This window comes from Paraburkholderia sp. GAS448, from assembly GCF_050435685.1.
In the GTDB taxonomy this organism is placed as follows: domain Bacteria; phylum Pseudomonadota; class Gammaproteobacteria; order Burkholderiales; family Burkholderiaceae; genus Paraburkholderia.
The window spans coordinates 1-22,282 of the sequence record NZ_JBNDKT010000032.1 but is presented as its reverse complement, the minus strand read 5'-3'; the positions used below and the strand labels follow the sequence as shown (position 1 = coordinate 22,282).

Sequence of the window (22,282 nt, the reverse complement as noted above, 5' to 3'; positions counted from 1 at the left end):
CGCTCAGACCGCGTCGCGCAGCTGGCCGCTGTGCAGGTAGGCATCGAACGCCGCGTTGCTCGTGGCGACGAGCCGGTCGAGATCGACGCTGTCCTGCCCCGGAATCTGTACGCGTGTGAATACATGTGCCGGATAGACGACCGGGCGCGTCGCGTCGAGACCCATCTTGGCGCTGACACCCTGCATGTGCGGCGGCGCATCGTCGGGCTGGCCGACGGTCGTCGACGGATCGAGTGGCGAGCCCTGTGCGCCGGCCACAATCACAAGATCCCGATCCGCCTGGAAGCGCGTGGCGATCGCCCATTCGATTTCGGCGGGATCGTGCACGTCGACATCGGTATCGACGACGACCACCTGCTTGATGTCGTAGTGCGCGCCGAACGCGCACAAAATCACGTTTTTCGCTTCGCCTTCGCGCTTCTTGTCGAACTGGACCCACAGGTGATACCGGCACACGCCGCCCACCGACAACTCCACGTCTTTCACGCCCGGATGGCTGCGCTGCAGATGCGCCAGCAATGTCGCTTCGCGCGGAATGGCGCCGAGCAGCAGATGCTCCATTTCAGCCGGAATAATCGTGTGATAAATGGGCTGTTCGCGGTGTGTGACCGCCGTCACCTCGATCACCTCACGCGCTTCGCGCGCGCTGTAGTACTTCGGGAATTCGCCGAACGGACCTTCGGGCTCGCGCACCTTGGGCAGGATCCGGCCCTCGATCACGATTTCCGAAAACGCGGGCACACGCACGTCGTTCGTCACGCATTTCACGACCGGCAGCGGCGCGCCGTGCAAGGCACCGGCGATCTCCAGTTCGTCGTTGTCTATCGGGGAAATGGCCTGCGACGCCAGCATCGTCAACGGATCGACGCCGATCGCGATCGCCACGTCGAGCGCGTCGCCCGCCGCTTCCGCGGCCTGATAGAACGCCAGCAGATGACGCGGCAACATCAGGATCGCCATGCGGTCCGGGGCGTGCACCTGAATGCGGTTGATCGACACGTTCTGGATGCCGGTCCGCGGATTACGCGCAATCACGAGGCCCGCCGTGATGTAGGGACCGTTGTCGTGCTCGCTGTGTGTCGGGATCGGCAGCAATGCGTGCAGATCGATGCCCTGCGTGTGGACGACCTGCTGGCACGCGGCCTCTTCGCGTGGCAATTCGTGCCAGGCAACAGGATGGCCGGCCGCATCGCGAAAGCGTTCGAGCAGCGCGGCCTCGGGCACGCCCATCGCTTCGGCGATCCATGCGCGCTTCGACATGAAGCCGCTCACCACCGGAATGGCGTGGCCGCCGGGTTTGAGAAAGATGGCGGCCTGTTCGCCGTCGAGCCGTTTGGCGACTGCCGCGAGTTCGTGTTCGAGTGAAACCGGTTGATCGATCGTCGCGACGCGGCCCGAAGCCGACAGGCGTTCAAGCCAGTGGCGCAGCGTCGGCGCGGTGCTCTGCGGCGCCCATGAGGATTGAGGTGTGCCGCTGGCTGCGGCATCGCGTGAGTTCATTTACGTCTCCATCGGTGCTTGCCGTCGGGCGCCGGAACGAGTCTGTCGGGCGGACATGCAGCAAGTTGGAATGAAGCGTAGCGAGAACGGGCTATAACTTCTAATATTGTTTTTTGATGTCTTTTATCACTAGTTCTGATATCAGTGTTAGCCCCGATGACGCCCTTCGTGCGCTCGGTTATCAATAGGCAACGCTTCCGGCAAGGGTCTTTCTCAGCTATTCAGACAGTTACGCGGTGTGCGGTTGTCACCGGCTTTCGTGAGCGACCTGATGGACCGCGCAGCGGATATTAACTTTCGTGATGCACCCCGCGGCGCCCCCCTGGACGTCAAATGGACCTCGCATGGACCTGAAGCAGATCCAGTATTTCATCGCGCTGTTCGAGGACGGCTCCGTGACGCGCGCCGCCAAGCGCCTGAACATCGTGCAGCCGGCGCTCAGCATGCAGATCGCCAAGCTGGAGGAAGAACTGCATCAGCAACTGTTCGACCGCGGCGCGCACGGCATGGCGCCCACCGCCGCCGGACGGCTGATGTATCGCCTCTTTCTGCCGATCATCCGCGATCTCGCGCATGCGCGTCAGCAAATGGTTCAGCGCGACGAGATCGTGACGGGCCACGTGTCGATCGGGCTGATCGCATCGGTGACGGAAAGCGTGCTCGCCGATTCGCTGTCACGCTTTCACGCGCGCTATCCGCATGTCGAAGTCACCGTCGCCGACGGCTACACCGCGACCTTCATCGACTGGGTGTCGGGCGGCCAGCTCGATGCCGCGCTGATCAACAAGCCGCGCTCGCGCCTGTCGCTCGACTCGCAGCCGCTCCTCGACGAAGAGATGGTGCTCGTCACCAGCGCCGAACACGGCCCCGAACTGCCGCATGCGATCGAGTTCGCGCAACTGCCCGAACTCGAACTCGTCCTGCCCACCAAGCGCCACGGCCTGCGCGGCGTGCTCGATACGGCCGCGCAGCATGAGGACGTGCTGCTTGCGCCGCGCTTCGAAATCGATGTGTTGAGCACGATCGTGAAGCTCGTCGAAAGCACCCGCTTTGCGACGATCCTGCCGCGCATCGCGGTTGAGCGCGCAGTGCGTCGAGGGGCGTTGCGCGCCTATCCGATTCTCGCGCCGCGCATCGTACGCCATATCGTGCGCATCAGTCATCCGCGGCGGCCGTTGAGCGCTGCTGCCGAAGCGCTGATCACCATCATCGCCGACGAATTACGTGAAGTGTCGAGCGAATCGGCGCCGACCGATGGCGGCACGCACCGGTTACCCCCTGGCTTGTCATCCTCGAAGGAAGCCTCTGCATGAACGCATTTCACTGGATCGCTGGCGAATGGACCGGCACGCCCGCCGTCGACAGCATCGATCCCGCGACCGGCCTTGCGATTGGCCGCTTCACCACGGCGGCATCGCTGAAGCCGACGCCGCCCGCAGCCCGATACGCAGGAAACTGTAACGGTTCTGGTGCAAATAGGTAAGCGGGTTGAGAAGCTTCCTATAGGAAGGATTCCTTATCGAGCGAACAGGAACGCATTCCATACGGCGGGCTCAGCGGCATCCTTGAGGCCGAGCTTCGCGAGCTCGAACTGGCCCTTGCGAATGCGCTGCGTCAATTCGATACCTGAAATCGTGGTCGCGGCGCTCCTGAACCGTTTGAATCCAAGCATCACGTTCGTTCTTGACTTGATGTGGCGATGGTCCTGGTTGGGTAGCCGTACCGCATTGCTGCGGTACGGCCCCTAAGAGCCGTACGTGCGCCTTTAGGAGCATACGGCTCAAGCCTCTACAAAGGCGTCTGTCGACACCCGGTGGCACAACTCATTTTCAGGCGTATTGCGGAGTTCTACGGCAATTGAGATGGTGCACTCGAAAGTTCCAGCGCCAGCAGATGTAGCGCCTGCATGGCGCGGCATTTCATCACGGGGATGCCGAGCGGCCTCGTCTTGCCATTTTTCTTCAGAATAAAAACCCTCCGAAGCGGAAGGGGCGAGTAACCCCGCCTCTTCAACGACGCAATCGCGTTGGCCTTTGCCGCCGGTGTTTTCCACGTTACCTTGTCCACACCGGGAGTGTTCCTGCCTTTGTTTTCAGTCACCCGCCTGACGGCTAATGCACGGCCGCTGAACGAGTGGGTCAGCAGCCATTGCAGGGCTTTCACCCTGTTATGGCGACCGGCCTGTACCGCCTTCACCATACGCGACTGCAGCCTTCTTACCTGACGTTAAACATCGGCCCAATTGATGCCGTCCCACGTCACGCCAGAAGGTGCACACGCCCGTGTTGCTGCACTCATTTGCTTTCCTTCCGTATAGATGGTTCTGCAAACTCTGTTGGGTAGAACGCCTCACCCAGCGCAGGATTGTCGTGTGAGCCAGCGACAAACCCCGTTCGGCCATCATCTCGACCAGATCGCGTAGGCTGAGCTTGTAGCGCAGGTACCACCGAACACACAGAATGATGATCTCCCGATCAAAACGACGTCCATCGAACAACGCCTCCAGACTTTTCAGCTTGCTCATCGCCGGTCATCAGTTCGTTTTGCTCCGACAACTCTAACCGATTCTCCGACCGTATTTGCACCAGAACCATCATGGCTCCTTGCCTGCTATTTATTCCGCTCCTTCGCGCCCAGTACGACGGGTTGTCCCTTGCTCAGCCATTGCTCGCCTCGCCAACATGCCCAAAGTGTGCATCTCCTTTTCAACGTCTGGGGTCCACGGACGGCCATAGTTAAGCCGGATGTGACGGCGAAATTCGCGGCTGCATGAAAAGATTGCACCAGGTGCTATCGCAATTTCGTGCGCTTTCGCCATCTCGAACAACTGCACTGCCTCGACTCCTTCTGGAAGTTGCACCCATAGAAAGAATCCGCCATGCGGCCGGACCACGGATGTCCCCTGAGGGAAGTACCTGACGACGGCGGCCACCATCCGGGTCTGAAGGGACGCCAGTTCGCGACGCAGTTTGCGCAGAAGCCGGTCGTAGTCACCATGCTCAAGGTAGTCGGCAATTGCGCATTGCAGGGGCACAGACGCCGGGGCCATCGTCAGCCAACGCGCGTGCTCAATTCTCGCGGCGTATCGCCCCGCCGCTACCCAACCGAGGCGCAGTCCAGGCGCAAGGCTCTTCGAAAACGAACCGCAGTGCAGCACGAGGCCGTTAGAATCGAAGCGCTTCGCCGGATACGCGGGCGTCAAGCCAAAATGCAGTTCGCGGAATACGTCGTCCTCGATTAGCGGCACGCCATGTTTTGCCAGCAACCTCACGAGCGCCTCCTTCCGTTCATCGGAGAGCGTCGCGCCGGTAGGCTGGTGCAGCGTTGTCATAAACCAGCAAGCCCGTACCGGATGCTGCCGCAACGCCTCCGCTAATGCGCCGAGGTCGAGTCCACGGTGTGGATCGACAGGGATTTCCACGGCCTTCAGATGCAGGCGCTGAACCGCATCTTGCACAGCATGGAAAGCGGGCCGTTCTATTGCGATGGTGTCGCCAGGCCGCGTCAGAACCTGCAGACACAGTATCAGTGCATCGAGCGCGCCGCTCGTCACAACAACCTCATCGATTGGAACGGTAACACCTGTGACAATGTAGCGCAGGGCGATCTGGCGACGCAGATCTGCTTCCGCCTTTCCCGCCGACAAGGCATTCCGGGAACTCGCCATCCTCCGGGTTGCCGCAGTCAACGAGCGCGAGATCCTGCCAAACGGGAACAGCTGGGCACTTGGCTCCGAAGAGCCAAGCCCCGGATGCGCGCATCGACGTTGAGCCTTCATGAAGCGGATAACCAAGCTGTCGCCATCAGCCTCGTCAATACTTCGCTTTGAAACAATCGCCAGTGATTTCGTTAGCGCGGGCCGACTTGCAATGAAATAACCCGACCGAGGTCTTGCTACGATCAGGCCTCGTCGTTCGAGAGTGTAGTAAGCCTGGAAAACCGTTGAAGGGCTGACGCGGTACGAACTGCTCGCCTGGCGCACCGACGGGAGCCGCACGCCGGGCTCGAGCGTACCGTTCGCAATCAGTTTTTCGAACTTTGCCGCCAGTTGGAGATAGCGCTTCATTATTATGTCATGCTAATTAAGTAGAGTTGTCACGAGCTGCTCCGGTTGCGGGCGGAATGCCTCATTTAGAAATTTCGGACCCGCCAGCCGAGCACGGTTGCAGCTCCAGCCGGCTTTGAGGACGGGGCGTTGGCGGTCTGGAGAAATGCCTTCAGCTGGCTGGCGCCGAGTGCACGGCTGTAGAAGAAACCTTGACCGAATTCAGCCCGGCTTGCCCGCGCGATGCTGTGATGCGCCGCGTTCTCAATGCCTTCGACCACGACCACGGCGCCCATCTCATGCCCCATACTCGTCAATGCACTGACCTGTCTGGAGCGCTCATCGGGATCCATTCCCAGCACGTCCCTGTCAATCTTCACCATCTCAAAGGTCATGTCTGCAGGCAGTTCAAATCCGACGTCAGTGGGACGCACGCCCGACAGGGCAAAACGCATTCCTTTATCACGCGCCTGTGCCATCATCGCAATGAGACGTTTTCTGAACTTCCTCGCGCTGCCTGCCCCGATCTTCAGTATTAGCGGTGGAAGACCGAGGGAGCCAACGTCACCCAGGTCCGCGATGAACGCGGAACTTACCAGGTAAGATGCGGGAGCGGTAACGCCCAGGTAGAGCGATTTCGGAGCGCCGATTTCCCGCAGCTCCTGAGCAGCACGCGACAGGACGAATCGCGTCATCGGTCCGATCAAACTACTGTTCTCAATGAACTCCATATAGTGAGCCGAGCCCAGCGCGCCGTACTTCTGGTCGTCCCATCGCAACAACGCTTCGACGCCGACACACCTGGCCCGCCGCACGCCAACGACAGGTTGATACTCAACATGGAACCGGCCACGACGCAGCCCTGCACGCGCTGCACGCAGCAGGGACTTGTCGTAGCGAAACCAGCTTTTGAGGGCCCAACCGACAACAACGACCAGGACCACCACCAGGATCGGCCACAATATAAATCCAAATATGGTCCATACTGAGATACGCTGCGTAGCAGTGCTCGCCAAAGGCTGCACCGAGACGAGTGAGTCGGCGCCGATCGAAGGCGAGACCGCTCGCGTTTCACAACCCCTACCCAATGAGCAATCCGGGGTTGACATCGCTGGTGGTTCCGGCGACTGCTCCGCGCGGTCGACCCGCGACGCGGCAGCGGCCACTGCGTCAGAGGCCAGAAGGCCGTTTCGTTCTGCCGCCGCGGGGTCGCTGATTTGCCACCGCAGTTCCCTAAGCAGCGTCACAACGTTCGGCCCCGAACTGGCCGCCGCAGCATCGGTGCCGGTGGCCTCGCCACGCGTGTCGTCCAGCGAATCGCAAGTATTAACCAGTACAGGCATCGGGCCAGCAACCGGTCCGGCAAGGGCGGCGGGAATAGCGGGCAACTGCGCAATGGACGCGCAGACTGAGCCGAAGCGAATCGGGGGCGCTGGTGGACCAGCAAGCCAGTCCGTCAGTTGTTGCCAGACGTTGCGTTCAAACGTAAGACTGCGACTGGAACCAGTGTCGGCCGGACCTGCAACCGCGAGTGAGGTGCCTGCGCAGGTGACGAGTACGACTGCCATACCTCGTCTCCAGGCCCGACGGAGCGCGATGAACGCGCTGCATCTCATGGTTGATACCGGGAACCCAAATGCCATTGATTTATCGTTAAAAGATTCGGCTTAAAAATCGCTATCGATTGGCCCGCTACGCGTAGGCGAAACATCGAAAGAAGTGGAAACTGTCTGCGCCGCACTTTGCCAGCGTGTGCGCGTCCGCAATAGACGCAGATTGCAAAAGAAAGGCCGTATCAGATTGATAAGTGGCATTCTTCTAACGTTGAGTGTGTGCGCTACCAGGGCGGGTGCGACGCCCGCAACGGTGTTATCTGTGAGGAGTACAGGTTGAAACGGTACGAGCGGCTAGCCGACCAACTCAGTGAGCTCATCAAGCGCGGTGATCTGCCACCCGGCGCGCGTATCCCTTCGGTTCGCGCGGCGTGCAAGGCTTGGGGCGTCAGCCCCGCGACGGTATTTCGTGCCTACTACCTGCTCGAAAATCGGGGCATGATCAAGGCGCGCCCGCGTTCAGGCTATTTCGTGTCGCCGACTTCCAGAGAATTACTGCGGCAAAGGCCCGGGTCCTCGCTGGGTACCGACCCGAAGACCGTCAATATCAGCGACCTTGTCTTTGAGGTCCTCAAGACGATCAGGCAGCCCGAGACTGTCCCACTTGGTTCAGCGTTCCTGAGCCCTGCGCTGTTTCCGATGGCGCGCGTCGGAAAGTCGTGCGCGACTGTCAATCGTTCAACGGACCTGGCCAGCATGGTTGACGGACTGCCGCCGGGGTACGAAGGATTGCGCCGGCAGATTTCGTTGCGTTACCTGATGGCGGGGATGACGGTGCCCGTCGACGAGATAATCATAACGAGCGGTGCACTCGAAGCCCTGACGCTAAGCGCCCAGTTGCTCGCCGCTCCAGGCGATGTGATCGTGATCGAAAAGCCGACGTTCTATGCAGCGCTGCAGGCTATCGAGCGACTGAGGCTGAACGTAGTGGAGATTCCTGTTGACCCGGTGGAGGGTCATGATCTGGATGCGCTCGCGCGGGCGCTGCAGCAACATCCGGTTCGCGCCTGCTGGTTCATGACCTCGTTCCACAATCCGACCGGGGTGACGCTGGACGATTCCAGGAAGCAGGCGCTGGTTGATCTGCTCGCCAGACACGACGTGCCGCTCATCGAGGATGACGTCTACAACGAGCTGCATTTTGGCCCGGACCCGGTGCGTCCGGCCAAATTCTTCGACCGGAAAGGTCTTGTCATCCATTGTGGATCGTTCGCGAAGTGCCTTGCGCCCGGATATCGTATCGGCTGGGCGGCAGCCGGAAGGTTCGCGGGCGGGCTGGAACGTGCAAAATGGATGACCACGCTATCGGCCAGCATGCCGGCGCAGCGCGCAATCGCCGACTATCTGGAGCACGGCGGCTATGAACGTTTCCTGCACAAACTACGTCGCGAATTGGCCCATCAGCAATCGCAGATGCTCGACGCGATTAGCCGGTACTTCCCGGCCAATACGATGGCGACGAGGTCTGACGGCGGTTACTTCACATGGGTGGCGCTACCGGATCACGCAGACTCGATACACCTCTTCCAGGCTGCGCTCAGCAGTGGCATCAGCGTCGCGCCCGGACCTATCTTCTCTGCGGACGGCGCCTTTCGACACCGTGTGCGTCTGAACTATGGATACCCGTGGTCGGCGCAGCTCGATAAAGCGGTCGCGACGCTAGGCGCCCTGTGCGCTGATGAATCGCGTTGCGGCGCAAAGCTGGCCGGTCCGGTTCAGCCGGGATGACACGGGCGTCGATCTCAACCGTGCATCCCGGCCGGTGAATCGTGAAGCTCGTGCACGACAATACGCGCCTTGCCCGCTACTTTCGCACGATACATTGCGGCATCAGCCGCGCGTAACAGGGCTTCGCCACTCAATGACGCTGCCTGGTCGCGCGGCAGCATGCCGATACTCGCCGATAACTGGACGACCTTCGCCCCGAACCTTATGGGCTGGCTCAGTGTCAGCAGGATTGCGCGTGCAATTTTCTCCAGTGCAGCACGATCGATTGCAGGGCCGGTCAGCAGCACCGTGAACTCATCCCCGGCATGGCGCGCAACCAGATCCCCGCCACGCACGCAGCGGCTGATCCGGTGCGCGGCTTCAACAAGTACTTCGTCGCCGCACTGATGCCCGTATGTATCGTTGACAGCCTTGAAGCCGTCCAGGTCGATAAACAGGTAGTACCCGTCAGCCGACTGATCGTGGACCCGACGCGGCACCAGCACACCACGCAGGACACGTTGACTCCCGTTAAGCGTCGCTCCGACCTCGTACTCGACCCTTTCGCCGTTGAGCACGCGTTGGACGTACGGCTCGATGGCAGCAACATAGTCAGCGTCGAGAACCTCATGGGTGAGCCGTCCCGCGATCTCCTCCGGGTCCAACCCGAGCCACTCGCGATAGGTTGAGTTGGCAAACCGGAAACGTCGCTCACCGTCGACGTAAGCGACCAGCACCGGCAGATTGTCAGCGATGGCGCGCAAATCTACGCGCGTGGCTCCCAATTGTCGCTCGGCGGTCGTCAACTGCTCATGTGCCCTGCGCAGAACTTCCGAGGCCTCATGGGCTGCCCGATGCAACGCAGCCTCCCGCGCATCGCGCGCGGTTTTTTCCCGTTGCTCCGCCTGGGTATCGTGAATGACAAACACCGCCGCGCGACGCCGCGTTGTGAGTCACTCGAGCGTGAACCTGACTCCGAATCGACGTCCGATTTCTGCGCATGCCTGTACACGGATTTTGTGCGGATGGTGCCCGAATGCGATAGCCAAATGGATTGGCGAACGGCCTTATACCTTTAGCCCAACAGGCACTAGACTTCAATCATCTGTAGCGTGATCTCCGCACGAGACTTTCGGGCGACGTGACTCCATGTCGACGTTCGCCACTCATGGAGGGCAAGCCCATGTCGAAGTCCATTCAAACGGCCGAACAGATTCGCGACGAAACACAACGGCGCGTCGAGCAGCTTTCAGCCAACGTCCCCCACCATCTGCGAGTCCGCGTGCCGCTGCCCGAGCGGCATCCGCCCGATGCCTCCGGCCGGAACTGGGACATGCTCGCGCTCAATGAGAGCGGCGCCGACTATCTTCGACAGGTCAGGCGTGTCATCGAGGACATGCGTACGGAGTTCGTTCTGCCGGATTGAGACGAACGTGCGCTGGCCAGTGCGTTCAATAAATCGAGGCGGCGTCGCGGCAGACGTCGGACACCGTATGCAGACACACACGCTTGCGTGGCGAGGCTACGAGATCGCGGTGCAACCGGAGCAGAACGAATTCGGCGCATGGCGCGCGAAGGTCAGCGTACGCAAGGCTTCGGATGTGTTGACCGAGTTTCGTCCCGAGACCGTGCAGCCGGAATGGTTAACCGAGGCCGAAGCCATGCGTGACGGCTTCGAATGGGGCCGCCGCTTCATCCGGCAAAAGATCGAAGCGCCGGCGGATTCCCTTGACGGTTGACCACACGCATGACCGAACACAGACTTGGGCGAGGCACACATGGTCAAGATCTATGGACGCATGCGGTCGGCGGAAGGCTATGCGATCCGCGATTTCCTGCATCGTTGCGACATTCCCTTCGAGTGGATCGAACTCAGCAGCGATGAAGAGGCGGCGAAGCTGGCACACGTGCAGCACCTTCGCGACTCGCGCCTGCCGGTATGCGAGTTTCACGACGGCACGCGACTCGAATGTCCGACCATCCGGCAGATCACCGAAAAGCTCGGCTGGTTCCGCAGCCCGTCACGTTCGGAATACGATCTCGCGATCTATGGCGCCGGGCCGGCCGGTCTGAGCGCCGCGGTCTACGGTGCATCCGAGGGATTGCGCACCGTGCTGGTGGAGCGCTGGGCCGTTGGTGGGCAGGCCGGCAGCACTTCGAAGATCGAGAACTACCTGGGGTTTCCGGGCGGTGTCAGCGGTACGGAGCTCGCCGAGCGGGCCCGCGCTCAGGCAGTCCGGTTCGGCGCGGAAATCCTGCTGGCCCGTGCCGGCGTACGCGCGGATTTCTCGACGGGCAACGGTATCGTCTATCTGGAAGACGGTTCGCGGATCACGGCACGCACGTCGGTGTGCGCGACAGGTGTCGCGTACCGGCTGCTCGAATTGCCAGACGAAGCGCGCTTCAGCGGTGCAGGTGTGTACTACGGCGCGGGTGCGAGCGAGGCGTCGCTGGTCCGCGGCGAACACGTATACATCGTGGGTGGCGGCAATTCGGCGGGGCAGGCCGCGATGCATTTTTCCCAGTACTGCAATCACGTCACGATGGTGGTGCGCGACACGTCGCTGAAAAGCACACTGTCGCAGTACCTGATCGACCGTATTTCATCCGCGTCGAACATCGAGGTGCTGACCTGCACAACCGTTACCGCATTGCACGGCGACGACGTGCTACGCGAAATCACGCTGACCGATCGCCGCAGCGGCGAAGCGCGACGCGTGAAGACGAACTGGCTCTTCGTTTGCATCGGCGGCCTGCCGCAGACCGATTGGGCCAAAGAAGTGGGCGTGGCTCGCGATGAAGCCAGCTATCTCGTGACGGGCCCTGACCTGCACGACACGGACCGGAAGCTGCAGTGGCCGCTGGATCGCGAGCCGCTGTATCTGGAAACCAGCCTGCCCGGCGTGTTCGCCGCCGGCGATGTCCGCCACGGCTCGATCAAACGCGTGGCGGCCGCCGTCGGCGAAGGAGCCACGGCGGTGGCGCTCGTGCACCGCTATCTGAGCGGCGCATGATGTGCTTCATGTGCCTCACATGAGTGAGGCGCCGTCCGCTTTCTCTGTCGCAATCTCGTCACCAGGAGCTGACCATGACTCCCACCTGCACGCATCTGGATGGAATCCGCGTATTACAGACCACGAAGCACTATTGCGAGGACTGCGTGAAACTCGGCCACTCCTGGGCGCATCTGCGGCTCTGCATGTCGTGCGGTCATGTAGCTTGTTGCGACTCGTCGCCCGATCGCCATGCGAGCGCGCATTATCACGTGACCGGCCACCCACTGGTGCGTTCCATCGAACCGGGCGAATCGTGGATCTGGTGCTATCGCGACGAGATGATCGCGGGAGAAGTGGCACTGTAAACGGGTACAACCGGCGGCGTTGATTCCACCGGTCGCACCCGTCGTTTCCGAGCCTCAGGCCGAGGTTTCGGCGGCTTTCCTGGCTTCTTCACCGGTCGATTCCGGCGCCCCCAGCTTCTTCACACGTACGGCCTTTTCGCCGGCATCCCAGCGGATTTCGACGGCATCGCCGCTGCGCACATCGCCTCGTAACAGCGAGTCGGCGAGTTCCGATTCCACTTCCAGACGGATCTTGCGCTTCAACATCCGCGCGCCGAACTCGGGATCGTATCCAACCGTGGCCAGATGATCACGCAGTGCATCGTCGAACGACAGCTCGATATTCTGCGCGGCCGCCGTGCGCTTCACGCGCTGAAGCTGCAGGTCGACGATCCGGCGGATCTGCTCCTTGCCGAGCGCATGGAACACAACCACTTCATCGACACGGTTCAGGAACTCCGGCTTGAAGTGATGCCGCAGGATTTCCATCAGCCGGTCGCGCAGCGCGGGATAGTCGAGCTGTTTCGAATCGGCCTTCATGTTGTCCTGAATCATCTGCGAGCCGATGTTGCTGGTGGCGATGATCACGGTGTTGGTGAAATCCACGAGCCGTCCCTTGCCGTCCGTCAGACGTCCTTCGTCGAATAGTTGCAGCAGGATGTTGTGCACTTCGGAATGCGCCTTCTCGATCTCGTCGAGCAGCACGACGCTGTATGGGTGGCGCCGCACGCGCTCGGTCAGTTGGCCGCCTTCTTCGTAGCCGACATAGCCGGGAGGCGCGCCGACGAGACGGGCCACCGTATGGCGTTCCGAGTATTCGCTCATGTCGATGCGCACGAGCGCGTTCTCGTCGCCGAACACCGCGGCGGCGAGCGCCTTCGCGAGTTCGGTCTTGCCAACGCCTGTCGGTCCGAGAAAGAGGAAGCTGGCGATCGGCTTGCCAGCTTCCGTCAATCCCGCGCGTGAAAGTCGCACGGCCTTTGATACGGCCGTTACGGCTTCGTCCTGGCCGACAACGCGTTCCCTCAAACGGTCTTCCAGACGCAGCAGCTTTTCGCGATCCTCGGCCGTGAGTTCGGACACCGGCACGCCGGTCAACGAGGATACTATCTGCGCGATGTCTTCCGCCCCGACTTCCTGCGAACTGGTGCCGCGTTCCTTCTTCCAGGCCTCGGTCGACTCGTTCAGACGCGCTTGCTCGGCCGTGATTTTCTCCTGCAGTTCCTTCGCCTTGTCGAACTGTTTGGCCGCGCTCGCCGAGTCCTGCTCCTGACGCAGACGACGGATAGTGGCCTCGATACCGTGCAGAGCCTGCGGTCGCGAGTTCGACGAAATGCGCACGCGTGCCGCGGCCTGGTCGAGCAGGTCGATGGCCTTGTCAGGCAGGAAGCGGGCGGCAATATAGCGATCCGACAGCTTCGCCGCGGCCGTGATCGCCTCTTCGGTGATCTTCACCTTGTGATGCGCCTCGAGCCGGTCGCGCAGGCCGCGCAGGATATCGATCGTTTCCTCGACGCTCGGCTCGGGCACCATCACTGGCTGGAAGCGCCGTTCGAGCGCCGAATCCTTTTCGATGTACTTCTGGTATTCATTGAGCGTGGTTGCGCCGATCAGATGCAGTTCGCCGCGCGCAAGCGCCGGCTTGAACACGTTGCCGATATCGAGCCCGCCTTCGCCGCCGCCCTGGCCCGCACCGACGATCGTATGGAGCTCGTCGATGAAGACGATCAGCCGGTCCTGGTTCGCGACGATTTCGTCGAGCACCTGCTTGACGCGCTCTTCGAATTCGCCCCGATACTTCGCGCCCGCCACCACGCTGTTGATGTTCAGCTCGACCACGCGCTTGCCGCGCAGCACTTCAGGGATCTGGTCCTGCGCGATGCGTTGCGCCAGACCTTCGACGATCGCCGTCTTGCCGACGCCCGGCTCGCCGATCAGTACCGGGTTGTTCTTGCGGCGCCGCGCGAGCACTTCGATGGTGGTTTCGATTTCCTTGTCGCGGCCGATCACCGGATCGAGCTTGCCGCGCTTTGCCAGCTCGCTCAGATCGCGCGCGTATTTATCGAGCGTCGGGGTGGAGGAGCGGCCTTCGACGCTGCCGTCTTCCGCGCCCTGGCCCACCACCTTCACTGCTTTCTGACGCAGCGATTGCGACGTCAGCCCGAGTTTGCGCAGCAGCTCGCCGGCGAAACCGTCTCCTTCCTCGACGAGACCGATCAGGATGTGTTCCGGGCCGACATAGCTGTGGTCGAGCTCGCGCGACGCCACGAGTGCATTTTCGAGCGCGCTCTTTGCGCGTGGCGAAACGCCGATGCGGGGCTCCTCGCCATCGGTTTTGGCCGTACCGCGCGGCGCGTCCTGGTCGATGGTGCGTTTGATATCGTCGGCATCGAGCTTGAACTCGCGCAGGATTTCGTTGACCACGTTGTTATCGGCGAGCGCGAGCAGCAGATGTTCCGTGTCGACCTCGTTCTTGCCGAACTCGACAGCTTTCTGCGCGGCCGCCTGCAGCCGGTCGAGCCCGCTTTCGCTCAGAAAGCTTTGCAGGTCGACGGCCTCGCGTGCACGCCTGCGTCGGCGAGGGCGCGCACCGCCGCTGTCGGGGCCGCCCGCTGCTTCAGACGGAGGACCGGATGACCCGGCCGAAGCCGACGCGCGGCCAGGCGCGGAACGCCCGGCCCGCTCCCAGTCCGTGCCGCCGTTTTCGAATGGCGACCATCCCTCGTCGAACAGGCGCTCGAACAGCCCGCCGTGGAAAAGCGACTCGAGCGGCGACAGGCTGCGCTGATGGCGTGCCATGAACTCCATGTGATGTTCGTCGCAAAGCATTAACTGGCGGCGCTGGCCGTTCTCGGTGATCGTAATCTGTGTAGTCGCCGGTTTGCCGCAAACACTGCATTTGGCCATGATGTTCCTCTTCAGGTTCTGCCCACGCGCTGTGCGTTGCGATGTGGGCGACTGGGCTGTCCATATCCTGGATATTTCTGCCTCGCCGACGCACTGCTTCACGATCTCTCGCGGCGAGACCTCGCGGGTCACCTGATCTCGATCTGCTTTGCGGTCTGTTTTGTCTCGCCCGCTTTGGGCACGCGTATGGTCAGCACGCCGTTGTCGAAGCGCGTGTCGACACGATCGAGGTCGACACCGGACCGCAACGGAATCGCCCGCTGAAATTGCCCGAACGCGCGTTCCACGCGGTAACAGCCTTTTTCTTCGCCCTTAGACTCGATCTGCTTGTTGCCGCTCAGCACCAGCATGTCATTGATCACTTCGAGCTTCACGTCGTCGCGGCTCAGGCCCGGCAGTTCGGCTAGGATACGCAAGGCGTCGCCGTCGTCGACCACGTCGAATGCGCGGCTGAAACCAGCTGGGATTGAAATCGCCGAACCACTGTTCCAGCGGCCCAGGCCGCCGAACGGATCCCGGATCAGATCGGTGAGCAGATGTAGCAAGGCACCGCTGAAAATGGCGTACGCACCGATCATCCAAACAAGTGCAAGCGCGCCAGCGCCGGGCCACGCGATCACGAGCACGCCGAATACCAGCGAAATAGTGCCGGTTGCGTACAGCGACCGGGCGCGGCGCAGGCGACCACGCGACCGGGTGACGGTAACGAGATCGAACACGCCTGCCGCGATGGCGTTGACGCGCCTCACAATGACGAGCACTAGGGCGGTGACGGCCGGCAGGAAGATCGCAATCACACCGGCGACGACGCTGAACAATCCCAGCAGCTGTGGCGCCCACCAGCCCCATCTGTCATGACCATGACGGATGGCCCCGCTGATTGCGCTGATGCCGCTGATAGTCGCGTAGGCCACGTACAGCGCGACTAGAAAGGCAATCATAAGACCAGATAGAGCTAACGCCAGCATCCACCACGCGTGTCCGAGCAGATCGTGCATCGTAAGGCCTCGCGTAGCAATGAACTGTATTCGCCTCTGGCGGAGCCATTGAAGCCATGCATTCAACCCTACGCGTCGACAGAAGCGACTTCTTTCTCATTCCTGCGAAGACTTGTCGGGATTCTGCAATCCTGGCGTGCGCCTCCCGGATGCCGGCAATTCGCTTCGCGCGGCAAGGCGGAATGCGCGGGGAGTCATTCCCGTGTAGCGATGAAATACTTCGGTAAATGCTGCTGGGTCTGGAAACCCATGCGGGCCGCAACGTCAACGAGCGGCACCCGGCTCGAAGACAGCATCGATTTGGCGAGCGTCAGCCCCTCCGTCGTCAGATGAAAATGAGTGGGGAACCGGCGGCTTTCTTGAATGTACACGCGAAGTGCGACGGACTCGTATGCACCAGCGCGGCGAGATGCTCAACCTGAATGTTCTCGGCAATATGTTCGCTGATGTGGATGTTGATGCGCATCAGTATATGCTGGTCGATCAGTATTTCGGGATCGCTCGCATGAGCGCTGCGGCTGTAATGGTACGAGACATGCGAGGCAATGACGTCGGCGAAGTCCTCGAGGCAGCCGACTTCCACGGCGGCGGTTTGCGAGACCGAAATGAGCGTGTCGGTCGCCGCGCGCAGGAACGGATCCCAAGCCTGGAACCATAGTGGCAACTCACGGGCCGTCGATCCGAAAACCCTGTCGCGATTTGCTTTTGAGCGTGTGCGAATCGATCGTGACGACGAGCCCTTGCGGACCGTCCCCTGGGCGCGGCTAATTGTGCGGTGGCTGAAACGAAAGGCGGTACGCGGTACACTAACGGTGGCGTGGTTACATTTGCCGGTTGCGTCACGGCTGCTTGCTTCTACGGCTGTCCTGTCGGCCGGTACCAGCAGGTAGATGTCGGGACGTATGCCAGCCGACCGGTCGACGCACTCAGCGTTTTTTCCACTCCTACTCCAAGCTGAGTACGTGTTTTGTGACAGCCCGTGCCCCTGCCCCGCGAATAGAAAAATGGCGCATTCGCCAATCCCGGACGGTGTGCGCAGGCGGCGTGACTTATAACGTTCGACAATGACGTCCGCCCGTTGCGTTTTCAAGCAGCTATCTGCAAAGAAACAGCATGAACCCGAAAGACCGTGGCGCATGAGCTGCCACATCGTCAACTGACCTTCGCGCGACGCATGTGCAATCCGCACCCGCTGTGTGCGCGCGGCGTATCGGCGGCCGCCCGGGAGCCAAATCATGGACAGAAAGAAAAGCTGGCTGCGCAGGGATTTCGATGCGCTGCGTCTGCAGTGGGACGTACTCACCTTTTATGAACGCTTCGAACAGCTTGTCGCGCATGTGCTGAGCCTGGTGATCTCCGTCATCATTCTCGTGTCGCTTTGGCAATTGATCCACGCGGTTACTGCATTGCTGGTTTCGGACGCGCTGAACCCGCTCGATCACGCAGTGTTTCAAACGGTCTTCGGCATGGTCATGACGTTGTTGATCGCAATGGAATTCAAACATTCGATTACGCGCGTGATGGCGCGGCGCGATCATATCGTTCAGGTCAAGACGGTGGTTCTCGTTGCGCTGCTTGCCATCGCCCGCAAATTCATCATTCTCGATCCGGCCAGCGCACCCGCGCAGATCGCGGCGCTTGCGTTTGCGCTGGTGGCGCTGGGGAGCGTCTACTGGCTGATGCGGCAGCGGGACGATCCGGTCGACGCGACCACGGCGGCGGACGCCGAACTCGACCGGACTATGTATGCACAGCGGCAGCAGGAAACACGATCCAGCGAAGGTGCGCAGCGGGGCGATTGACTCGGGCTGCCGCGCGATGACAGCGAAATCGCCGCTTTAGCGAACGTCGTCGACGGCCACGCGAGACCCGGATCCCGCTTCCGGTTCGACCTTCGACACGAAGGTTTCGAGCGCGAGGCCCTTCGCTACGATTTCCCATACCGGTATCCCTGCGCGAGGTCGATTCCCGAACGCTGTACCACATCGTGTCCTGCAGCGCTCTCACGAACGTCTCCCGCATACATCTCTATGACAACTTCGGCCACCTCGACAACCGCGCTGGAAGAGAGCCAGTCATGTGTCTTCGAGTCGATGAGAGCCCAGCGCACATGCGTGACACGGCCAGTTGCAGGGTTAATCCGGACGCCGTCCATGCAAACGTAGCCATATCTACCTCCATCATCCTGACAAAAGTATTTCAACATTATGCGCTGCTCCCGCAAGACACGGCGGGGCGCACCGGGGAAGCGAGCGGGCTTCGGCCTTCGTTGCCGGGACCGATCGTAGATCGTACGTGTCGGTTGTACGTGAACGCCCTCACAAGCCCGTCGACGCTTGTTACATCCTCCATAGCCCTCCAGTTACGCACGCAGTTCTTCCCAGCTCCTGCCAGACGTGTAATCTTGTTCTGATCAACTCGCGGGGCCAGTATCTGGTTCGAGAAACTCTTGTCGCTCTGGTTTAATCGCCAGCGCGGGAGTCCGGGGTCGTCGTTTTGCTCGCAACTTCGCCAAATTAGTCAGCTACCGACGTTATGGTGGGCAAGCCGGTATGCGCGCGGCGTCACACCGGTATATCGATGAAACACTTCGGTGAAATGCTGCTGAGTCTGAAACCCCGCGCGCGCGCCAACGTCAACCAAGGGAAGGGTCTCCTGGCACAACATCGTCCTGGCAAATTTCACTCGTTCGAGTGTCACGTACAGATGGGGCGGGTTGCCTGTCACCGTTTTGAAAGCGCGTGCAAAGTTTGAAGTACCCATGTGCACCAGCACTGCGAGTTGCTCGACCAAAATGGTTTCGGCTATGTGCTCATGAACGAAGGCTTGAACGCGAGTCAGCATTTGACGCGTAAGAGGCGTGTCCGGCTCGGCCGCACCAGCACAGTGCCCGTAGTGGAGAGCGATGTGCACCGAGATGACATCGGCGAAAGCGTTGGCGCAGGCAGCGTCGATGAGCTCCGCATGATGCAAAGCGCCCAATGTGTCCACGGCCTCACGCAGGAACGGATCCCAAAACCTAGACCATGTCGGGACCGCGACAAACGCTTCTTGCGAGACTTGCCCAAGTACGCCCCTTTTGAGTGCGATAACCCATCCCTTGGGATCGTTGTCAGCGATCGTGGCCAACTGCGCCCCAGCCGGAATAACTGCAACAAATGGTGCACTTATCAGGATGGAGTGACTCATTCCGAAGTCGTCGCAACCCGCAGCCTGCACGACGGTGCTACCTGTCGGTATCACGAGCCCGAGTTCCTGCACTGGATTCAGCCCGCCATTGGTGAAAGCAACGTTCATCGGTTGGCAGCGTAACCCGTGATCCCGGGTCGATGTTGTTTGCTTCATGACAAGCAGAAGTCTCCTCGTTGCCTCGTCGAATACTTAAGCTTACGTCGAATTCAAGACTGCTTAAGGCAAGTTCGTCATATGGGCAGATGCGGCTGGCCGAAAGATCGTCGCTCACCATCGCGGCAATCCGGAGGAATAGTCCCATCGCCGGGGCCGTGAGAAATTGCAGCCCGCGATTGTTCGCGCCGACGCTGGACACGGTCCACATCAGACCAAGGATGATCCGTCCGGCGGTCTCGCCGCATGAAGTTGTTTCCGGACACTTTCCCGTCGTGGTAAGGCACAGGTCAACCACGATGACAAAAGCTTGGATTCGACCGCGCGGGCCGGCCATATCCTGGGCGCTGAAGTACCGGGGTCAGACACTGCTCGCCATGGTGTTGCCGGCCTTTTCGGCAAACTCGGCCAGCTTGAGGTTCATTGCCTTTCCTCTTCCATAGTGTTCTCCAGCAGCCTGGCTGCTTGCCGAACGCGCACGAGCTGCCATAGGCGCAGAAGAAGCAGTTCAGGCGGCAGCCGGTTCAGACTATGGACCCGCTCGGATCCATGCTACGCCTCACCGTTGATTGCCGGCCAGACCTGCCAGCTTCCTGACGTTGACCATTGCTGCCGCCGAAACCGCACCGCTAAAGCTTCGTTTTTCATTGCCGAAAACATCGGTTGGAAAACAAAAAGCGCATCAAGTTTGGCCCGGATCACACGATGTGGAATGAGGCCCGCGCGCTTGAGCTCAGCGTTACTGCAAGAGCGACGGTGCTACCAGCACCACGAAGAACAGCAAAGGTGCGTTCACCGCGACGTTTGCGTTCGACGGGTCCGTGCGTGCTGACGGCGGCGGGGGGCTCGGTCGTGATTTACTCGTTGGACGGCTCGTCCAGGCACGTACAACCCGACTTCGTTGATGGGGTTGCTGCTGAGTTATATCGCTGGGCAACTCGGGACGACGCTCGATGGGCTATTAGCCGGGATTCAAAGCAACACATCGTTCCAGAAGGCATTGTGCAAGCTGACGCTTACGCCGGGTATCACGCAGCATTTGAAAGCGGTCAGGTTTGTGAAGCGGCATGTCATGCGCAGGCGCGTCCGCGATCTGGGAACATTGATCGGGCCTGGCTTGGGTAAGGCGATCGCGCTCGAATCGAGCCTCTCGATGATCGCGATCCCGACCACGTATGCAGGCTCAGAGATGACACCGATCTATGGCGACCGGGGACGGTCTGAATCGTACGGGGCGCGACCTGCATGTGTTGCCGAAGACGGTCATCTACCACCCCGAGCTGTCACGTGAGTTGCCACCCGGCTTGTCGTTCGTGAGCGGCGTCAATGTCATTGCGCATGCGGCGGAGAGGTTGTACGCCAATGATGGCAATCCAATCATGTCGCTGATGGCTGAAGACAGAATTCGTGCGTTGGCGACCGGACTGCGCGGCGTCAAGAACGAGCCCCAAAGCCTGGTAGCGCGCAGCGGTTGCCTCTACGGTGCTTGGCTATGCGGCTGTGTGCTGGGGCACGTGGAAATGGAGCTGCATCACGAGCTTTATGATGCTCTTGGCGGAAGCTTCGACCTGCCGCATGCGCAAACGCACGCGATCATATTGCCTCACTGGCATACAACAGCGCGGCGCTGCCTGCGGCCATGACACGAATCTGCCACGCGCCCGGCGGCGAAAGCGCTGCACATGGTGTCTTCGAGCTTGGACTTGGGTTCGGCGTTCCATCTCGCTTGCGCGAAACTGGCATGCAGGAATCTGCCCTCGATAAACCATGCGAAATGACCCTGTCGAATCCCTATCGGAATCCCAGACCTATCGAACGTGAACCGCTTCAGGCGTTACTTCAGAACGCCTGGAACGGAAAGCCGCCCCGCACCTGCGGGTCGAAAGCTTGGGCAGAAGGCCTGTTTGCCACGTGACCAACCGGGTGCCTTTCACGCTGCAGCGGGGCTGCACGCGCATTACCGCATGTACGCCGCTGCAACGCCCACCGATCGCGGCGATCGCAAGGGAATCACTGCGGTTTTCAGGCTAAAGGGGTCACCTGAGCGGCGTTTGACGCTCAAGCAGTTTGCTCCCCTCGACGCTAAACTTGTAGTGAGCAGCCTGGTGCTCGCCGAACACGACGTTACCTGGAAACCTTAGCGGGGATGCCGATGATTTCACACGTGCAATTGCTTGAGGCGATCTTGCGCATGGTCGCGGCAGTGCTGGTGGGTTGTATCGTCGGGCTCGATCGAAACCTGCATGGCAAGCCAACCGGCGTCAAGACGCTAGGCCTCGTTGCGCTCGGCTCCTGTCTCGTCACGATGGCCGGCATGTCCTTCGAACTGCACGGTTTCACCGACGGCAGCGACGCCGGCCGTGCGATTCAGGGCGTCATTACGGGCATCGGTTTTCTCGGCGCCGGGGTGATCCTGCAAAACCGCGCCACCGGCAGGATCAGCGGCTTGACGACGGCGGCTTCGATCTGGGTCACCGCCGCGCTCGGCATTGTGTGCGGCATCGGCGCATGGCAGATTGCGGGTATTGCCACCGCCCTGCTCCTGCTGCTGCTCTCGGTGGGCGGCAGCATTGAACGTGCGTTGCACCGGCGCTGGTTAAGAAAGTCGCCTGAAGAGCAGGCGGCGGCCATGCGGCACGACGAATAGTCACGCGGGGGCGCACTAATCGGCGCACTGCCCATGGAACGAATGTGCCGCGCGTCAAATGCATCGATCGCGGACGATGCGAGACATACTGACGAGTGCATCAAATAGTGCCCTATTCCTTAGGCGGCGTAGCGAACATGCTTTTCCTGGAACAGATTGCGAATCACGTGAGGCTCCTTC

General features: G+C 60.9%; 18 protein-coding genes and 3 pseudogenes. 10 read left to right on the top strand and 11 right to left on the bottom strand.

Annotated elements, in window-relative coordinates; genetic code table 11:
• Positions 1-3: 3 nt before the first annotated feature.
• Entirely contained in the window at positions 4-1,500 is a 1,497-nt protein-coding gene (locus tag P3T23_RS36545; protein ID WP_429320931.1) for a UbiD family decarboxylase, read from the bottom strand.
• Positions 1,501-1,844: 344 nt separating this feature from the next.
• Between P3T23_RS36545 and P3T23_RS36540 the strand changes: the two genes are divergently transcribed.
• Both P3T23_RS36540 and P3T23_RS36535 read left to right on the top strand, forming a co-directional pair.
• Entirely contained in the window at positions 1,845-2,813 is a 969-nt protein-coding gene (locus tag P3T23_RS36540; RefSeq protein WP_429320930.1) for a LysR family transcriptional regulator, read from the top strand.
• Positions 2,810-2,983 (top strand): hypothetical protein, encoded by a 174-nt coding sequence (locus tag P3T23_RS36535; protein WP_429320929.1) that lies wholly within the window; start codon positions 2,810-2,812, stop codon positions 2,981-2,983. Before P3T23_RS36540 ends, P3T23_RS36535 begins: the two co-directional genes overlap by 4 nt.
• Positions 2,984-3,016: 33 nt before the next feature.
• Here the strand turns inward: P3T23_RS36535 and P3T23_RS36530 are convergent.
• The 5 genes and pseudogenes from P3T23_RS36530 to P3T23_RS36510 form a co-directional block, all read right to left on the bottom strand.
• Positions 3,017-3,217: pseudogene (locus P3T23_RS36530) on the bottom strand (DDE-type integrase/transposase/recombinase); the annotation flags it as partial.
• A 131-nt stretch (positions 3,218-3,348) separates the two neighbouring features.
• Positions 3,349-3,699 (bottom strand): reverse transcriptase N-terminal domain-containing protein, encoded by a 351-nt coding sequence (locus P3T23_RS36525; RefSeq protein ID WP_429320928.1) that lies wholly within the window; start codon positions 3,697-3,699, stop codon positions 3,349-3,351.
• A gap of 145 nt (positions 3,700-3,844) precedes the next feature.
• Positions 3,845-4,024, bottom strand: a pseudogene (locus tag P3T23_RS36520) (IS6 family transposase); the annotation flags it as partial.
• 90 nt (positions 4,025-4,114) lie between these two features.
• Complete coding sequence (locus P3T23_RS36515; protein WP_429320927.1) at positions 4,115-5,566, bottom strand: PLP-dependent aminotransferase family protein; 1,452 nt, start codon at positions 5,564-5,566, stop codon at positions 4,115-4,117.
• A gap of 65 nt (positions 5,567-5,631) precedes the next feature.
• Positions 5,632-7,113, bottom strand: a complete 1,482-nt coding sequence (locus P3T23_RS36510) for an EAL domain-containing protein (protein ID WP_429320926.1) — start codon at positions 7,111-7,113, stop codon at positions 5,632-5,634.
• Positions 7,114-7,434: 321 nt separating this feature from the next.
• Between P3T23_RS36510 and P3T23_RS36505 the strand changes: the two genes are divergently transcribed.
• Positions 7,435-8,886, top strand: coding sequence for a PLP-dependent aminotransferase family protein (locus P3T23_RS36505; protein ID WP_429320925.1), 1,452 nt, complete (start codon positions 7,435-7,437; stop codon positions 8,884-8,886).
• A 14-nt stretch (positions 8,887-8,900) separates the two neighbouring features.
• Here the strand turns inward: P3T23_RS36505 and P3T23_RS36500 are convergent, their stop codons facing one another.
• Positions 8,901-9,794: a diguanylate cyclase domain-containing protein gene (locus P3T23_RS36500; protein WP_429320924.1), complete on the bottom strand. Its 894-nt coding sequence runs from the start codon at positions 9,792-9,794 to the stop codon at positions 8,901-8,903.
• Positions 9,795-10,048: 254 nt separating this feature from the next.
• On the opposite strand from P3T23_RS36500, the gene P3T23_RS36495 reads away from it, so the two are divergent.
• From P3T23_RS36495 to P3T23_RS36480, 4 genes are all read left to right on the top strand, one after another.
• Positions 10,049-10,291, top strand: coding sequence for a hypothetical protein (locus P3T23_RS36495; RefSeq protein ID WP_429320923.1), 243 nt, complete (start codon positions 10,049-10,051; stop codon positions 10,289-10,291).
• 67 nt (positions 10,292-10,358) lie between these two features.
• Positions 10,359-10,604 carry a DUF6566 family protein gene (locus tag P3T23_RS36490; protein WP_429320922.1) on the top strand — a complete coding sequence of 82 codons (246 nt, stop codon included), beginning with the start codon at positions 10,359-10,361 and terminating at the stop codon, positions 10,602-10,604.
• Between the two features lie 39 nt (positions 10,605-10,643).
• Entirely contained in the window at positions 10,644-11,879 is a 1,236-nt protein-coding gene (locus P3T23_RS36485) for an NAD(P)/FAD-dependent oxidoreductase (protein ID WP_429320921.1), read from the top strand.
• Positions 11,880-11,953: 74 nt separating this feature from the next.
• On the top strand, positions 11,954-12,226 hold the full coding sequence (locus P3T23_RS36480; protein WP_429320920.1) for a UBP-type zinc finger domain-containing protein: 273 nt from the start codon (positions 11,954-11,956) through the stop codon (positions 12,224-12,226).
• 54 nt (positions 12,227-12,280) lie between these two features.
• Here P3T23_RS36480 and P3T23_RS36475 read toward each other — a convergent pair whose 3' ends face one another.
• From P3T23_RS36475 to P3T23_RS36465, 3 genes are all read right to left on the bottom strand, one after another.
• Complete coding sequence (locus P3T23_RS36475) at positions 12,281-15,112, bottom strand: AAA family ATPase (RefSeq protein WP_429320919.1); 2,832 nt, start codon at positions 15,110-15,112, stop codon at positions 12,281-12,283.
• 128 nt (positions 15,113-15,240) lie between these two features.
• Complete coding sequence (locus P3T23_RS36470; protein ID WP_429320918.1) at positions 15,241-16,110, bottom strand: Hsp20 family protein; 870 nt, start codon at positions 16,108-16,110, stop codon at positions 15,241-15,243.
• Between the two features lie 325 nt (positions 16,111-16,435).
• Positions 16,436-17,260 carry a hypothetical protein gene (locus tag P3T23_RS36465; protein WP_429320917.1) on the bottom strand — a complete coding sequence of 275 codons (825 nt, stop codon included), beginning with the start codon at positions 17,258-17,260 and terminating at the stop codon, positions 16,436-16,438.
• An 85-nt stretch (positions 17,261-17,345) separates the two neighbouring features.
• Here P3T23_RS36465 and P3T23_RS36460 point away from each other — a divergent pair, with 85 nt between their 5' ends.
• Positions 17,346-17,912, top strand: a complete 567-nt coding sequence (locus P3T23_RS36460; RefSeq protein ID WP_429260626.1) for a phosphate-starvation-inducible PsiE family protein — start codon at positions 17,346-17,348, stop codon at positions 17,910-17,912.
• Between the two features lie 718 nt (positions 17,913-18,630).
• Here P3T23_RS36460 and P3T23_RS36455 read toward each other — a convergent pair.
• Positions 18,631-19,455: a helix-turn-helix domain-containing protein gene (locus P3T23_RS36455; RefSeq protein ID WP_429320916.1), complete on the bottom strand. Its 825-nt coding sequence runs from the start codon at positions 19,453-19,455 to the stop codon at positions 18,631-18,633.
• Between the two features lie 1,114 nt (positions 19,456-20,569).
• Between P3T23_RS36455 and P3T23_RS36450 the strand changes: the two are divergent.
• A pseudogene (locus P3T23_RS36450) lies at positions 20,570-21,370 on the top strand (maleylacetate reductase); the annotation flags it as partial.
• 237 nt (positions 21,371-21,607) lie between these two features.
• Positions 21,608-22,102 carry an MgtC/SapB family protein gene (locus P3T23_RS36445; RefSeq protein ID WP_429320982.1) on the top strand — a complete coding sequence of 165 codons (495 nt, stop codon included), beginning with the start codon at positions 21,608-21,610 and terminating at the stop codon, positions 22,100-22,102.
• Positions 22,103-22,282: the final 180 nt, after the last annotated feature.

What these genes read in the sequence shown, in the direction of transcription:
- P3T23_RS36545 (WP_429320931.1), bottom strand. Translation starts at nt 1,500, where the DNA reads ATGAACTCACGCGATGCCGCAGCCAGCGGCACACCTCAATCCTCATGG.
- P3T23_RS36540 (WP_429320930.1), top strand. Translation starts at nt 1,845, where the DNA reads ATGGACCTGAAGCAGATCCAGTATTTCATCGCGCTGTTCGAGGACGGC.
- P3T23_RS36535 (WP_429320929.1), top strand. Translation starts at nt 2,810, where the DNA reads ATGAACGCATTTCACTGGATCGCTGGCGAATGGACCGGCACGCCCGCC.
- P3T23_RS36525 (WP_429320928.1), bottom strand. Translation starts at nt 3,699, where the DNA reads ATGGTGAAGGCGGTACAGGCCGGTCGCCATAACAGGGTGAAAGCCCTG.
- P3T23_RS36515 (WP_429320927.1), bottom strand. Translation starts at nt 5,566, where the DNA reads ATGAAGCGCTATCTCCAACTGGCGGCAAAGTTCGAAAAACTGATTGCG.
- P3T23_RS36510 (WP_429320926.1), bottom strand. Translation starts at nt 7,113, where the DNA reads ATGGCAGTCGTACTCGTCACCTGCGCAGGCACCTCACTCGCGGTTGCA.
- P3T23_RS36495 (WP_429320923.1), top strand. Translation starts at nt 10,049, where the DNA reads ATGTCGAAGTCCATTCAAACGGCCGAACAGATTCGCGACGAAACACAA.
- P3T23_RS36490 (WP_429320922.1), top strand. Translation starts at nt 10,359, where the DNA reads ATGCAGACACACACGCTTGCGTGGCGAGGCTACGAGATCGCGGTGCAA.
- P3T23_RS36485 (WP_429320921.1), top strand. Translation starts at nt 10,644, where the DNA reads ATGGTCAAGATCTATGGACGCATGCGGTCGGCGGAAGGCTATGCGATC.
- P3T23_RS36480 (WP_429320920.1), top strand. Translation starts at nt 11,954, where the DNA reads ATGACTCCCACCTGCACGCATCTGGATGGAATCCGCGTATTACAGACC.
- P3T23_RS36475 (WP_429320919.1), bottom strand. Translation starts at nt 15,112, where the DNA reads ATGGCCAAATGCAGTGTTTGCGGCAAACCGGCGACTACACAGATTACG.
- P3T23_RS36470 (WP_429320918.1), bottom strand. Translation starts at nt 16,110, where the DNA reads ATGCACGATCTGCTCGGACACGCGTGGTGGATGCTGGCGTTAGCTCTA.
- P3T23_RS36465 (WP_429320917.1), bottom strand. Translation starts at nt 17,260, where the DNA reads ATGTGGCAGCTCATGCGCCACGGTCTTTCGGGTTCATGCTGTTTCTTT.
- P3T23_RS36460 (WP_429260626.1), top strand. Translation starts at nt 17,346, where the DNA reads ATGGACAGAAAGAAAAGCTGGCTGCGCAGGGATTTCGATGCGCTGCGT.
- P3T23_RS36455 (WP_429320916.1), bottom strand. Translation starts at nt 19,455, where the DNA reads ATGAAGCAAACAACATCGACCCGGGATCACGGGTTACGCTGCCAACCG.
- P3T23_RS36445 (WP_429320982.1), top strand. Translation starts at nt 21,608, where the DNA reads ATGATTTCACACGTGCAATTGCTTGAGGCGATCTTGCGCATGGTCGCG.